This is a genomic window from Collinsella sp. LCP19S3_H3 (genome assembly GCF_052119145.1).
Lineage (GTDB): Bacteria > Actinomycetota > Coriobacteriia > Coriobacteriales > Coriobacteriaceae > Collinsella.
On record NZ_JBQKFW010000005.1, the window covers coordinates 89,092 to 103,147 of the forward strand.

Genomic DNA, 14,056 nt, shown 5'->3' on the forward strand with positions numbered 1-14,056 from the left:
GTGATTGATTCGAAACAGCTTAAACAAAATGTGGTCAAGGCCGTGGAGGAGATTCGCGCCACCAACCCGATGGCCGGCTCCATCACCAACACGGTGACGATCGACTTTGTCGCCAACGCGCAGCTCGCCGTAGGCGGTTCGGCCGCCATGGTCTATCTGCCCGACGAGGGCGAGGCGCTCGTTGCCGGCGGCGGCGCCATCTATCTCAACATGGGCACGCTCTTCCCCATCTACGCGCAGACGATTCCCCGTGCGGCCAAAGCGGCACACGACGCCGGCAAACCCTGGGTGCTCGATCCGGTGGGCCTGGGCATCGGTAGCCTGCGCACCCAGCTGGTAAACGAGCTCAAGCAGTACAAGCCCGCCATCGTGCGCGGCAACGCCTCCGAGATCATCGCGCTCGCCGGCCTGTGGGGTCTTGAAGGCGAGGCGGCTGACCTGAGCCGCGTGCGCGGTGTCGATACCACCGATACGGTCGACGCCGCCCGCGGCGCTGCCGTGGCACTCGCCCGCTACACCGGCGGCGCCGTAGTGGTCTCGGGCGAAGTCGACCTGATTACCGACGGCACGACCGTGGCCAAGTCCCACGGCGGCAGCCCGCTCATGTCCAAGATTACCGGCTGTGGCTGCTCGCAGGGCGGCGTCCTGGCCGTGTACGCTTGCGCCGCCGATCCGTTTACGGCAGCCATCTGCGGTACCGCTGTCTACAACGTTGCCGGCACGCGTGCTGCCGCTGTCGCTGATGCCCCGGCAAGCTTTAAGGTCGCCTTTATCGACGAACTCTACCGCGCGACCGCTCAGGATATTGCGAATAACCACCTCGAGCTCGAGGAGGCATAAGCCATGTCCGAACCCGCAACCGCTGCCGACATGAACACGCTCGTCGCCGTAGCCATCGCCCCGTGCGGCACAGGCGACGAGCTGTCCGCCGAGGTCGCCGAGGTCGTGCGCGTCATTCGCGAGAGCGGCCTTCCCAACCGCACCACCTCGATGTTCACCGAGATCGAGGGCGACTGGGACGAGGTCATGCAGGTCGTACGCGACGCAACCTTTGTGTTGGCAAGCAAGGGCATCCGCACCGAAGTCGTGCTCAAAGCCGATATTCGACCCGGTTTTACCGACACCATGACCGGCAAACTCGAGCGCATGGAAGCGCAGATCAAAAAGCAGGAGGAAGCACGATGAGCATCCGCGACAACCTTGATATCTCGGCCTATCTGGTACTCGGCCCCGAAAACACGCTGGGACGTCCCGTGGGCGATGTGGTAGCGCAGGCGCTGGATGCCGGCTTTACCTGCATCCAGGTGCGCTCCAAGGTGGCAAGTGCCCGCGAGATCATCGCGCTGACCGGCGATGCCGCGCAGGCTATCGCTCGCGCCGGCAAGACCGGCAAGGTCGCCCTGCTTATCGACGACCGTCTGGACTGCGTACTCGCCGCACGCGAACAGGGTATCGCCGTCGACGGCGTGCATGTGGGCCAGAGCGATATTCCCGTCGAGGTCTGCCGCAAGCTTCTGGGCCCCGATGCCATCGTGGGCCTTTCGGCCCGTTGCGAGGAAATGCTCGAGTACGTCAAGACCGCCGACATGAGCCTAGTCGACTACCTGGGCATCGGCCCGCTCCACGAGACCGAGACCAAGCGCGACTGTGGACGCGCGGCAGATGGCTCCATCATCACCAAGAGCTTTGAGGACCTGGCCGCGCTCCATGCGGCAAGCCCCGTTCCCATCGTGGTCGGCGGCGGCGTCAAAAAAGACGATCTGCCGCAGCTCAAGGCCACCGGCGTCGAGGGCTTCTTTGTGGTGAGCGCCGTCTGCAGCGCTGACGACCCCCGTGTCGCAGCCACGGAGCTTGTCGATGCCTGGCAACAGGCATAGGCATAGGCCGAGCAGCTGATTCGCAGCCTCATATCTTCAATAGCGCAAAGCGCATCCCAGTTTGGACCTCCATTCTGGGATGCGTTTTCCATATAGAGAGTCAGCGGGAAACTGTGTCCCAGTCTAGACGTAGATTCCGGGATGCACTTTCCGGAATCCGCCGTCTGGGAAACTGTGTCCCGTTCTGGGCGCAAATTCTGGGACATGCTTTCCGAAATCCGCCCAACGGGAAACTGTGTCCCAAACTACGGCCGAAAAGTGGGGCACGCTTTCCCGAGCGGTCTCCATGGGAAACTATGCCCCATTTCGAAGGCTCATTCTGAGATGCATTTTCCGCCGAGTCAGCGACCGTGGCTCTACCCTGCCAGATACACCTCTAGTGCGGGCAACGTGGCCTCCGCATCACGCCGACCGACCTGGTAGATACGTTCGAGCTCCTCTGGCTCACGACACAGCGATGGCACCTTCACCGATTCGCTCGGACGCACCACAAAAACCTCGTCGCCGGCCTCGCGACGCGTCAGGTCATCGAGCGTGGCGTTATAAACCTCGTGCCGGTGCTCAAGCGCCGCGACAAACTCTGGATAGCGGCGAAACACGCGGCGCAGCATAGGCATCAAGCTATTGGGTTGTTTCACAAAGCCCGCCGGCTGCGTCAGCACCACGATGTTACGGTCATACCCCTGCGCAAACAGCCATGCGCTGGGAATAGAATCGGCCACACCGCCATCCAGATATCGATGTCCATCAATCCAGACGGGCTTGGTCGCCACGGGAATCGCCGACGATGCCCGAATCCACTCGATATCGCGCTCGTCGCCATACGGCAGATCGTGATAGACGGCCTTGCCCGTCTCGATATCGGTACACACGCACGTAAATCGCATGGGGCAGGCGCGATACGCCTCCAAGTCGATGGGATCGCGCTCGATAGGCACCTCGTGATAGGCAAAATCGGCATTGAACATATCGCCGGTTCGCAGCCAGCTGGTCACGCTCGCATAGCGCTTGTCGGCACAATAGGCTTTGTTGTAGCGAATGGCGCGGCCGATCTGGCGCGATTTAAAGTTGTAGCCAAACGCCGCGCCCGCCGAGACACCCACCATATGATCGCAGGTCAAACCGTGCTCCATCCAAACGTCGAGCACGCCCGCCGTATACATACCGCGGTAGCCGCCTCCCTCGAGCGCAAGCCCCACTGTGTGTGATGTCTCCGGCTGTGCCATGCAACCATCTCCGTTCCCATGCTTTTGAACTCAACAAGTATATCTGTCAACGTATGCCGTCAGAAACGTGTTTATAAGCATTTATCGAACGTTTCCCAATGCATTCCCCATGCCGTACCGCAATGCCCCTAGATGGCCTTAGGCATGAACGCCCTTAAGAACGTTGCGGGATAAACATCGCCCGCACCATGCCAACGTCATCGCACGCAACGTGAGATAATTCTCAGCAGAAGTCACCGACAGCAGAGGGAGTTTGTGATGAAGGTTCTTTTGGTCAACGGCAGTCCCAAGGCAAACGGAAACACCGCCCGGGCGCTCGCCGAAGTCGCCGAGCAGCTCAATGCCGAAGGCATTGATACCGAGGTATTTCAGCTGGGCGCCAAGCCCATTCGCGATTGTATCGGTTGCGGCCAGTGTGGCAAGCTTGGGGGTCGCTGCACCTTTGACGACGACGTGGTGAACGAGCTCATCGCTGCCGCTGAGCAGGCAGACGGCTTTGTCTTTGGCTCACCCGTCTACTATGCGCACCCCAGCGGACGCATCCTTTCGGCCCTCGATCGCGCCTTCTATGCGGGCGGGCACGCCTTTGCGCACAAACCCGGCGCCGCGGTCGCTGTCGCCCGTCGCGGTGGCACGTCGACCACCTTCGATGTGCTCAACAAGTACTTCACCATCAACCAGATGCCCGTGGTCGCCTCCACGTACTGGAACAACGTCTTTGGTCGCGTGCCCGGCGACGCCGATGGGGATGCCGAGGGCCTTGCCACCATGCGCAACATCGGCAAGAACATGGCCTGGCTCCTGCAATGTATCGAAGCAGGACAGGCCGCCGGCATCAGCGCGCCCGAAGCCGATCGCGAGCGCACCAACTTCATTCGATAAGTCCAGCGGTGGTCACCTCGATGTTCTATCAATGTCAGCGAAAAGCCAGCTGATGAGGCAAGGTGCCTTGAAAGAGGAGGGCGCTGGGCTGTTGCCCGCGCCCGACGATTGAAAGGCAGATTGCCCATCAGATGGCTTTGCAGCGTCGAGGTGACCGCCGTTCGTTAGAACGGCGGAACATGCTATGAACGTGCAAATCTTCGGCACCAAAAAGTCCTTCGATACCAAGAAGGCCCAGCGCTATTTTAAGGAGCGCCGCATTAAGGTGCAGTTTATTGACCTTAAGGAAAAGGAGATGAGCAAAGGCGAGCTCACGAGCGTGATGCAGGCGGTCGGCGGCATCGACAATCTGCTCAACCCCAAAGCCAAGGACGAGGAGACACTCGCACTTATCCAGCACCTCACTCCCAGCCAGCGCTTTGATAAGCTGCTCGAGAATCAGCAGGTACTGGCCGAGCCCATCGTGCGCAACGGCAAAAAGGCCACCGTCGGTTATTGCCCCGATGTATGGGGAGCCTGGGAGTAGCCTGTGTTATTTGCCGGCGCGTGGGTATAAGAGCAGGCGTTTGGCATAAGATTCAGCTGTAAGCCATATCTAACAAAGGAGGGCACATGCCCAACAAGCCCGTGAAGATTATCATGCTTACCGGATACCTCGGTGCCGGCAAGACCACGCTGCTCAACCATATCCTCGCCAACGACGGCGGCATCCGCGCCGCCGTGATCGTCAACGATATCGGCGAGATCAACGTCGACGCCAGCCTTATCGCCGACGGTGGCCTTTCCGAGACCGACGACCTCATCCCGCTCACCAACGGCTGCATCTGCTGCACGCTTTCGGACGACCTGGCCAACCAGCTGCAGGGCATTGCCGATTCGGGCAAGTTCGACTACATCATCATCGAGGCCTCCGGTATTTGCGAGCCTATCCCCATCGCCTACACCATCTCGAGCTTCTGCGACGAGGCTAAAGTGGGCGGCGAGCCCAAGCTCGCGCTCGACAACATCGTTGCCGTGGTCGACTGCGCCCGCATGTACGACGAGTTCAACGGCGGTCGCGACCTGCTGGCCGAGGATATCGACGAGGACGACATCGAGAGCCTGCTCATCCAGCAGATCGAGTTTTGCTCCACGCTGATCCTCAACAAGACCGATACCGTGAGCCCTGAGCAGATCGCCGAGCTCAAGGCCATCGTGCGCAGCCTGCAGAAGGACGCCGTGATTGTTGAGGCTCAAAACGGCGAGGTCCCCATGGAGGAGCTGCTCGATACCGATCGCTTCGACTTTATGCGCGCCTACAACTCCGCCGCCTGGATCGAGGCCATGGAGCATCCCGAGGAGCACGACGACCCCGAGGTGCTCGAGTACGACATCGAGACCTTTGTGTACTCGCGCCGTAAGCCGTTTGACCTGCAGAAGTTCACCGATTTTGTTGAGCAGGAGTGGCCCGACGAGGTCATTCGCGTCAAGGGTCCGCTGTGGCAGACCGGCGATCCGGACATGTGCTACATGTTCGAGCAGGCCGGCCGCCAGATGCGCCTGATGGAGAACGGCTTGTTCGTTGACTCGGCGCCCGAGGGCGAGAAGCAGAAGATCATCGACGAGAACCCCGAGATCATGCAGATTTGGGACGACGAGACGGGCGACCGCATGACGAGCCTGTGCATCATCGGCCGTCACATGGACAAGGATGCGCTCATCGCCGCCCTTGATGCCTGCCTGACCGACTGGCACCGCGCTTAGGTTATCCAAGTGGGCGTTTTCCGCCCACGTAACCATCAAACCACCACGAAGGCGACTGCCCCTTCGTGGTGGTTTTTCGTTCTATGCCAAGGAGATTCATGTTCAATATCGTGCTGTATGCGCCCGAGATTCCGGCCAATACGGGTAATATCGGCCGTACCTGCGTGGTTACCGGCGCCCGCCTGCATCTGGTGGAGCCACTGGGCTTTTCGCTCGACGACAAAACGGTGCGTCGCGCCGGCCTGGGCTACTGGCAAAACTTGGACGTGACGACCTATGCCAGCTGGGAGGATTTCCTTGCGCGCAATGACCTCTCCCCCGCTGACGACCGCTTGCATCTGCTGACCAAAAAGGCACGCCGAACCTATGCGCAAAGCACTTACCGTGACGACGACTATTTGGTCTTTGGCAGCGAAAGCTCGGGGATTCCCGAAGGGCTGCTCGTCGCAGCGCCCGAGCGCTGCGAGCGCATTCCCATGCTGCGCGATTGTGACTCACTCGACAACGCCGAGGCCTGGGAAGCCCACGAGGAATCGCTCGGACATACCGAGAACGGCCATGAGGCCATCCTTCGGCAGGATATCTGCGGCAACTTCGTCAATCCGGACGACTACCGCATCAGCGCACTCAACCTCTCCAACAGCGCCGCCATCGTCCTCTACGAAGCCCTGCGCCAGACAGGCTTTGCCGGCATGTAAAAACCTGCCATTAGGGGACGGGGCAGAAATGGTAGACTTTCAAACTCTCTAGTCCTTGACAAAATGGTTTTGACATCAAATGCGGCAAAGGGACAGTCCCTTTGCCGCATTTGGCTGCTAGCAATTCACGTCAGAATTCAACTTCAAATACAAATGACTGCCGAAGTTCTCGCTTAGCTTGGCTTGTCAGGCTCGAATTCGCCCTTATGTTCAGCTTGCTGCATGCCTCATCGATAGCCATAGCAAGCGATACGGACATGGTCATGGTCGTCTCGCTTTTCAATTCAACCCGATAGCTCTTCGCCTTGTTTTTATCCTCTCCACCGCATCTCGTTTCGATTAACAAGAGAATGTCAGAGTCATGGGCATACCAATGGAGTTCAGGGCGCTGTGGAACCATGTCTCCCTCAAATTCCTGTGTAAACAGGATTTTCTTCTCATTTCTCGTTAAATCGCTCAAAGAGCCGTTGATTCGAGCCGAGCCCTTCTTTCCCGCTTTGGCATTTCCCTTAACCTGGTGGCCTCTCCGAGTTTCCTCGTACTCCGTCACCTCCAACTTGCAGCGCTTCGCGCCAAGCATGAACGCAATCCGTCTCAACTCGGCCATCTTGTCTTGTTGCATGGTTGCGAAATAAGAGTCAAGATCAACAAAGCGAGACCGATCAAAAGCATCTATGTAATATGTGGAATAAAGAGATGGTTTAGGGTAGAAAGACAATTCGCTATCCCCGATTGCCTCGCGGTACAGATTGAAAATCTGCGTACCCTTAACGGTATCCAGCCAACCAATAGCATCCCTACAGGCGTCGATGCCCCGACGCTCATTTCCGTCAACAATTCGAATCATATTCGGCAAATAAAATGAAGGACTCTGATAGGTCTCCTTGGTTACCGGCCTGTATCTATTAAGCTGCTGCTGGTATGCCCAATCGTTGATGGCGTCACCGATATCCGCGGCAGCACCTGCCGCACCATCGGCCGCATCAGCAATAGCCGCCAAGGCGTCATCGACCATCGGAGTTGCAGCACACATTACACCATCGGCAACTTTCTGTACGGTTGCAACCGCGCCCGCCATCGCGCTTCCGGCGCCATCAACCAACCCGGCAGCGGCCTTACGGATATCAAAACTCTGCTTATGTCGCGACAGCTCCTCCCTTTCGACAACAGCTAGATCGTCTTTATCCTCCATAGTGACCTCCTATTTCCGATAGTCGAAATCAACCGTATATTCATCGCCAAATGCCGAGTTGAACATCGCACGGATATTTGCTTCGGCGTTCACTCGAGCCTCTTCGAGCAGCTTGCCATCCTTGATGGCCTCGCTTTCACTCCGCTCCTTGCACTGCGCTTCAAACGCCGTGACATCTTTGACCTCAATGGGGTTGAGGATGTTGTTGCGTTCCTCGAGAGCACCCGACTTATTCATATTCGGCGTGTTCGAGATTACATAAGGCTCATCCATCGTAATGGTCAGCTTTTTCTTGTTTGTATGTATCTCTGCCGTCTCGAGATTCACACCCGCCTTAATGGTTCCCACATATCGGTACCAAAAGCTGTTTTCCGTAAACGGGATATCAAACCAATCGAAGAACCTCTTGGTATCCGTCACCTTATCGACAATCGCATAGTTCTGCGATGCAGAAACCATCTCGTTCTGGGAAGCGATGCGTTCAAACACGACCGACGGGGAAAGCGTATTGGGGGTCGTTTCTTTCGCGCCCGCAGCTTTGCCGTTACTAAAGATGGTAATGAAAAGTACAGCCACAATCACTCCGCCAAGCGCCAGGCCCGCAAAGAATACCTTGGGCTTTGTCAGGATTCTCCCGAGTTTCGCTTTCAGCGCCCCCATGCCTTCCTCCATCTCATCCATCCCCTATTCCTTTCAAAATCCCTGTTATTTAAGAAACTGCCGTGGGTTATACCTCATGCCTTAATTGTCGTTTTCAGCATGTCTTTAGACGAGGGCAGTTGTTTGCAATCCGAAATAATACACATTCGTTCGCAGCACTTGTTGTTCAATATTTGGCATAAAACGGGCAGGTCAACCATTCATTGCCGATTAACCCGCCCCTTCCGTGCAGAACTTATTTATTTACATCGTAGCTGGAAACAGATGCGACAACGCGCGCAGCGTCAACATCGGACATTGCCTCGAACTTGACTTTCTCACCCGGCGCCCACGAAGAAGTGTCCGCATAGGTCTCCTCCGCTTTGATGTCATCTGCATCATAGAGAGCAAGTGTCAGGCTGACGTTAGAGAACGACATACCAGAGGTGTTCTCAACTACCGCCGTATACGTATACAGACCGTAACCGTCATCCGATTTTTCGAAATTTGCTCCCTGAATCAAACTGTTGATGGCATCCTCATAGCAGGTCTTCTCTGTTACGGACTTTCCATTCTTAATTAAGTCGTTGAAATCATCCTTATATTTTTCCCCTACTTCCAGCCCGTAATTATCAACAAGCTTCTTGAGTTGCGCAGACCGCTTATCGTAGACTTTATTCCACTCTTCGTAATAATCCGCAGACGATTGCGAGTAGTCCTCGGTCACCTTAAGCTGGTCATCAAGCAGATTCAGATACGTGATTACGTCCTGTTGCATCTTGGAATCCTTAAACCTAGCGTTCTTGAGTTCCTTGTCGTTCTTGATTTCGGCCTCAATAGCTTCCTGGATGTTCTCGGTTGAATGAGGATCATCATCGTTTGCATTAGATTCAATGACGTCGAACCTTCTCTCGAACCCGGCGGCGATAACATTCATCGCCTTATCGTCGACATATTTCGACTTTGCAGCGTTTGCATCATTCTGTGAACAGGCCGAAATGAACCCCAGAGAACAGGTGAGCAGAACAAGCAAACCCATCACGGGCATCTTATTAGTAATATTTCGTTTCATGACTATTTCCCTTCGATTGACGTTACAGCTCATAACCCCTCGTCAAAAAGCAGACGAATTGGCAACGCGGTGGCACTATTTGGTTCCAGGGCGTGAACTGGATAAACATCGAGGGAAGGAGTGGCTCTGTGCAATAAACTCCCCTCTTCAAAATGTCTAGTTAAAGAGGACGGACAGACGGCGAACGGTCATATCAGTTCGTGTCCGCCCGTCTCCAACGATCGAACGTCGATGCGCTGACGTTCAGGGGCGTTGCGGCCTCTCGCCTCGTAACTTCATCCCCTTCGAGTGATTTGATTACATCGTTATAGCCATCCGGGCGTTCGAGCGCCGGCCTCCCAAATCTCACGCCACGCAGGCGCGCCGACGCGATACCCTCCGCCTGGCGCTGCTTGATGTTCTCGCGCTCCAGCTGCGCCACGTAGCTCAAGATCTGAAGGACCAGATCCGCCATGAACGTTCCCGTGATGCCATCGGGTTGCTCGCGCGTATCGAGTAACGGCATATCAAGCACCACGATGGCAGCACGCCTATCCACCGTGATGCGTCGCCATTCATCGAGGACTTCACGATAATCGCAACCTAAACGGTCGATACTTTTGATCACGAGAACGTCACCCTCGCGCAACCTGCGAAGAAGACGCTGGTACTGGGGACGTCTAAAGTTCTTACCGCTTGCCTTGTCAGCGTAAATCTGACCCTGTTGAACGGGAAACCTTCCCAGTGCGTCTAACTGGCGGTCCAAGTTCTGGTCCGCGGAAGAGACACGCACATACCCAAAGATTCGATTGTCCATAATTGCCCCTATCGGCCGCCTCTTGGCAGCATCGGCTCAAGCGAGAACCCACTCACTATAGGGCGTGCAAATTTCGCGAATGGGCTGAGGTCATTTTGGCCCTCGGACACAAGCTGTTCAAGTGCTACGTCGACAACATGCTAGCTTTTAACGGTAATTAACTGCTTTTAACTAGAATTGGCTAGAAAAGAAAAGCGTGATGCTGACAGGCTTTGCCGGCATGTGACAAAGGGACTGTCCCTTTGTCACATTCGGTTATAGGTAGCGACCGGTGATGCTCGCGGAGCAGGCCACGATGTCCCCCGGCGTGCCGGCGCAGACGACTTGCCCGCCCGCATCGCCACCGCCCGGCCCCATGTCGATCACATAATCGGCATTGCGGATAAGGTCGAGATCGTGCTCGATCACGATAACCGTGGCGCCCTTGGCGACGAGGCCGTCAAACACGTTCAGCAGCACCTGAACATCGAGCGGATGCAGGCCGATCGTGGGCTCGTCGAATACGAATACGGCATCGTCCTGCACGCGGCCCATCTCGCTCGCAAGCTTTAAACGCTGCGCCTCGCCGCCCGAAAGCGCCGGCGTGGGCTCACCGAGTGTAAGATAGCCCAAGCCCAGGTCGTGCAAGGTCAGCAAGCGCGCCTGAACCTTCTTGAGCCCCACCGTGGCGTCGAGAGCCTCGTCCACGCTCATGTCCATGAGCTGCGGCAACGTAAGCTTGCTCCCGTCCTTGCCCTCGCGATGGATATGCGAGGCGGCCTCGGCGTAGCGCGAACCACGGCATGCCGGGCAGACGATTTCGACGTCGGGCAAAAATTGCACGTCGAGCGATATCGAGCCCGTGCCATCGCATGTAGGGCAGCGCAAGGCGCCAGTGTTGTAGCTAAAGGCACCCGCCTTGTAGCCGGCTGCCTTGGCCTCGGGCGTACGGGCGAAAGCGCGACGCAGCTCATCATGGATGTCGGCATAGGTCGCTACCGTCGAGCGCACGTTGGCGCCGATAGGTGTAGCGTCAATCAGGTTTGCGCGTGCGATGCCCTCGGCGTCGACCCAGCGCACATGACTTGGCAGGCGCTCGCCAGCTGCCTGGGCCTTAAGCGCCGGGATGAGTGTCTCGAGCACCAACGTCGTCTTACCCGAACCCGAAACGCCCGTCACCGCGACAAGGCGACCGCGCGGTATATCGACTTCGAGCGGCTTGACGGTATGGATGGCATCGGTTGCCATGCGGATGTGGCCCTGATCGAACATTTCCTCGTCAGTCACCTGCGGACGCATACGCTTGGGGTCTGCGCGCAAAAACGGGGCGATGCGGCTGCCCTGCGATTGTTCGACCTCGTCCACCGTGCCAGCGGCAATCACATTACCGCCGCCTGCTCCGGCAACGGGGCCCATCTCGACCAGATAGTCGGCTTCCGCCAGCACACGTGTATCGTGGTCGACAACAACCACGGTGTTGCCGTCATCAACCAGATCGCGCATCACGCCTACCAGACCATCAACATTGGCAGGATGCAAGCCAATCGAAGGCTCGTCCAACACATAGAGCACGCCCGTCGATCGGTTGCGCACCACGCGGGCGAGCTGCACGCGCTGACGCTCGCCCGTGGAGAGCGTGGCGCCGGCGCGATCGAGCGAAAGGTAGTCGAGACCCAGATCGACCAGGCGACGGGCCGCGCTCAAAAACGAATCGCAGATATCCATCGCCATGGGCCGAATCTCGGGCGGCAAGGATGCGGGCACCCCGTGCACCCACTCAACCGCATCACCAAGCGTCATGGCCGCGGCCTGCGCCAGATTGATACCGCGCACCTGGGGCTGGCGCGCAGCCTCGGAGAGGCGCGTGCCGCCACAGTCACGACATGGCCCCTCGCGCAAAAAGCGCGCCACGCGTTTTAAGCCCTTATCGTCTTTGACCTTGGCGAGCGCGTTCTCGACGGTATAGACGGCATTGTAATAGGTAAAGTCGAGCGGCGTAGCACCCTCGCCGTTTTTGGGAACGTAGAGAATGTGCTTCTTAACCGCCGGACCGTGGAACACAATGTCACGCTCTTGAGGCGTGAGCTGGTTAAACGGCACGTCGGTGCGCACACCCATCTCGCCTGCCACTTGCTTCATCAGATCCCACATGAGCGTGCCCCAGGGAAGCACCGCGCCTTCGTTGATAGTCTTGGACTCGTCGGGCACCAGGCTCGCCTCGTCCACCTCGCGCATGACACCGGTGCCGCCGCAGGTGGGACACGCGCCGCTGCTGTTAAAGGCAAGGTCCTCGGCACCCGGCGCGTAGAACTCACGGCCGCACTCGGGGCACGTGAGCGACAGGCCCGCGGCCACGTTAAGACTCGGCTCCACGCGCGCCCCGCAATGCGGGCACACGTGATGGGCGCAACGGCTAAAGAGCAGACGCAGGCTATTGTTGAGCTCGGTCATGGTACCAAAGGTCGAGCGCACACCCGGCACGCTGGGGCGCTGATGCAATGCGAGCGCCGCCGGTACGTGCAGCACCTCGTCCACCTGGGCATGTTCGGCCTGCGTCAGACGACGGCGGGTATAGGTGCTAAGCGCCTCCAGGTAGCGACGCGAGCCCTCGGCGTAAAGAACGCCCAGTGCCAGCGAACTCTTGCCCGAACCCGATACGCCAGCAATACCCACGAGCTTTCCCAGCGGAATATCGATATCGATGTCCTTGAGGTTGTGCACACGCGCGCCACGTACCTCTATAGCCTGCGGGCTCATCTTCTGTTCCGTCACCTTTATCACCCTACTCATGCCATAAAACGCGGTCGCGGATGTACTCGCCCAGCATGGGCACGGTAAACCGGACGAGGCCGTATCCGGCAGCCTCGATGACGCGCTCGCGAATCAGGCTTGCGCGATATTTACTCGCCCAGCTTTGGGTGCGGTCGCAGCGCTCAATGATGTCAGCCATGCGCGTCGGCTTGCCCCCATCAGCCGCCATGGCCTCGATAAAGAGGCGCTGCGGACTGCGCAACCCGTAATACAAAGGGGCGTCGACTGCTTCATAGAACTCGGAGATGGCATCCGTGTGCCCAGCCTCAACATCGCGCTCTTCAATGACCCGCGAGTCACGCCGGACAGCAGACCTCCACATGTAATATCCCACCAGCTGAACCATATAGGGATGCCCCATGCTCTTGCGCGCCGCAAGGTCCGCCGTCTCCGCATCAACGCAAAGACCAGTGCCTCTGACCGTCTGGATATATGAATCGCGCACTTTGGGCAAAGAAATCGCCCCCAGCGTACGCTGCTGGGCGCGGCGCAAAAACGTTACGCTCGGCTCTTCGAGCAAGTCATCGACCATGCTGGGCAAGCCGGCAAAAACCAGCACAAGACCGCGCTGGTCGCTATCGGGCAAGCCCGTAGCATCCTGGTCTCCGAGCACCTGCTGATAGAGAACGGCCAGCGCCGCCAGCTCCTCGATAGATGCCGATTGGGCCTCGTCAATCGCAAACAGTAAGCCCTTTCCCGGCCCGAGTTTCTTGAGGCGTTCGTTGACTAGCCCGCGCAACGTCTCGCCTTTTGCCCGCGCCGCCTCGACCGACATTCGGCCAAACGACGGACCAAACTCCATTGACGTCACAACGGGTTTATTCGAGCGAAGCGCGTCGGCCAAGCGGTCGCATAGGCCAAGCGAGGCGGAATCGGAGACAACCGCCCATCCGCGCTCGCTAGCTAAACGCTGCAGCTCCCGCAAGAGAACTGTTTTGCCACAGCCGCGGTTTCCCGTAATGAGCATGAGCCTGCCCGGCGCTCCGGCGCCGTTATCGAGCCCTTCCTCGAAATCTTCGATGACCGACTCGCGGCCGATGAGTATCGGAGGCCGCTTGCCAGCCGTGGGCTTAAAGGGATTTGGATTCATGTCGGCCTCCTCGGATTGGCAAACCCTGGTAACAGTTATACCAACTTATAC

The 14,056-nt window shown here is 57.9% G+C and carries 14 protein-coding genes; 7 read left to right on the top strand and 7 right to left on the bottom strand.

Going from position 1 to position 14,056, the window contains the following annotated elements; translation table 11 throughout:
* Genes thiM through ACTQZF_RS04035 form a run of 3 tightly spaced genes read left to right on the top strand, consistent with a single transcriptional unit; the run spans position 1 to position 1,877 of the window.
* The gene (gene thiM, locus ACTQZF_RS04025; protein ID WP_441554604.1) at positions 1–840 is read left to right on the top strand and encodes a hydroxyethylthiazole kinase; all 840 of its coding nucleotides are present in this window, start codon (positions 1–3) and stop codon (positions 838–840) included.
* A gap of 3 nt (positions 841–843) precedes the next feature.
* Entirely contained in the window at positions 844–1,185 is a 342-nt protein-coding gene (locus ACTQZF_RS04030; protein ID WP_427719764.1) for a thiamine-binding protein, read from the top strand.
* A complete protein-coding gene (locus ACTQZF_RS04035) occupies positions 1,182–1,877 on the top strand; it encodes a thiamine phosphate synthase (RefSeq protein WP_441041833.1) in 696 nt (231 codons plus the stop codon). The genes ACTQZF_RS04030 and ACTQZF_RS04035 overlap by 4 nt, the downstream gene beginning before the upstream one ends.
* A gap of 356 nt (positions 1,878–2,233) precedes the next feature.
* Here the strand turns inward: ACTQZF_RS04035 and ACTQZF_RS04040 are convergent, their stop codons facing one another.
* Positions 2,234–3,103, bottom strand: a complete 870-nt coding sequence (locus ACTQZF_RS04040) for a patatin-like phospholipase family protein (protein WP_427719865.1) — start codon at positions 3,101–3,103, stop codon at positions 2,234–2,236.
* 258 nt (positions 3,104–3,361) lie between these two features.
* Between ACTQZF_RS04040 and ACTQZF_RS04045 the strand changes: the two genes are divergently transcribed.
* From ACTQZF_RS04045 to ACTQZF_RS04060, 4 genes are all read left to right on the top strand, one after another.
* Positions 3,362–3,985, top strand: coding sequence for a flavodoxin family protein (locus ACTQZF_RS04045; protein WP_427728306.1), 624 nt, complete (start codon positions 3,362–3,364; stop codon positions 3,983–3,985).
* Positions 3,986–4,169: 184 nt separating this feature from the next.
* Positions 4,170–4,511, top strand: coding sequence for an arsenate reductase family protein (locus tag ACTQZF_RS04050; RefSeq protein ID WP_441554605.1), 342 nt, complete (start codon positions 4,170–4,172; stop codon positions 4,509–4,511).
* A gap of 86 nt (positions 4,512–4,597) precedes the next feature.
* Positions 4,598–5,728: a GTP-binding protein gene (locus ACTQZF_RS04055; protein ID WP_427719863.1), complete on the top strand. Its 1,131-nt coding sequence runs from the start codon at positions 4,598–4,600 to the stop codon at positions 5,726–5,728.
* A 98-nt stretch (positions 5,729–5,826) separates the two neighbouring features.
* Complete coding sequence (locus tag ACTQZF_RS04060; protein WP_441554606.1) at positions 5,827–6,426, top strand: tRNA (cytidine(34)-2'-O)-methyltransferase; 600 nt, start codon at positions 5,827–5,829, stop codon at positions 6,424–6,426.
* Positions 6,427–6,556: 130 nt separating this feature from the next.
* On the opposite strand, the gene ACTQZF_RS04065 is transcribed toward ACTQZF_RS04060, so the two are convergent.
* The 6 genes from ACTQZF_RS04065 to ACTQZF_RS04090 all read right to left on the bottom strand — a co-directional run bounded on the left by ACTQZF_RS04065 (position 6,557) and on the right by ACTQZF_RS04090 (position 14,005).
* The gene (locus tag ACTQZF_RS04065) at positions 6,557–7,618 is read right to left on the bottom strand and encodes a hypothetical protein (protein WP_427794253.1); all 1,062 of its coding nucleotides are present in this window, start codon (positions 7,616–7,618) and stop codon (positions 6,557–6,559) included.
* A gap of 9 nt (positions 7,619–7,627) precedes the next feature.
* Complete coding sequence (locus ACTQZF_RS04070; protein ID WP_441554607.1) at positions 7,628–8,299, bottom strand: DUF4230 domain-containing protein; 672 nt, start codon at positions 8,297–8,299, stop codon at positions 7,628–7,630.
* A gap of 214 nt (positions 8,300–8,513) precedes the next feature.
* The gene (locus ACTQZF_RS04075; RefSeq protein ID WP_441554608.1) at positions 8,514–9,329 is read right to left on the bottom strand and encodes an FxLYD domain-containing protein; all 816 of its coding nucleotides are present in this window, start codon (positions 9,327–9,329) and stop codon (positions 8,514–8,516) included.
* A gap of 193 nt (positions 9,330–9,522) precedes the next feature.
* Positions 9,523–10,125, bottom strand: a complete 603-nt coding sequence (locus ACTQZF_RS04080; RefSeq protein ID WP_441554609.1) for a recombinase family protein — start codon at positions 10,123–10,125, stop codon at positions 9,523–9,525.
* A gap of 255 nt (positions 10,126–10,380) precedes the next feature.
* Complete coding sequence (locus ACTQZF_RS04085) at positions 10,381–12,894, bottom strand: excinuclease ABC subunit UvrA (RefSeq protein ID WP_441554610.1); 2,514 nt, start codon at positions 12,892–12,894, stop codon at positions 10,381–10,383.
* On the bottom strand, positions 12,887–14,005 hold the full coding sequence (locus ACTQZF_RS04090) for an AAA family ATPase (protein ID WP_441554611.1): 1,119 nt from the start codon (positions 14,003–14,005) through the stop codon (positions 12,887–12,889). The genes ACTQZF_RS04085 and ACTQZF_RS04090 overlap by 8 nt, the downstream gene beginning before the upstream one ends.
* Between the last annotated feature and the right edge of the window lie 51 nt (positions 14,006–14,056).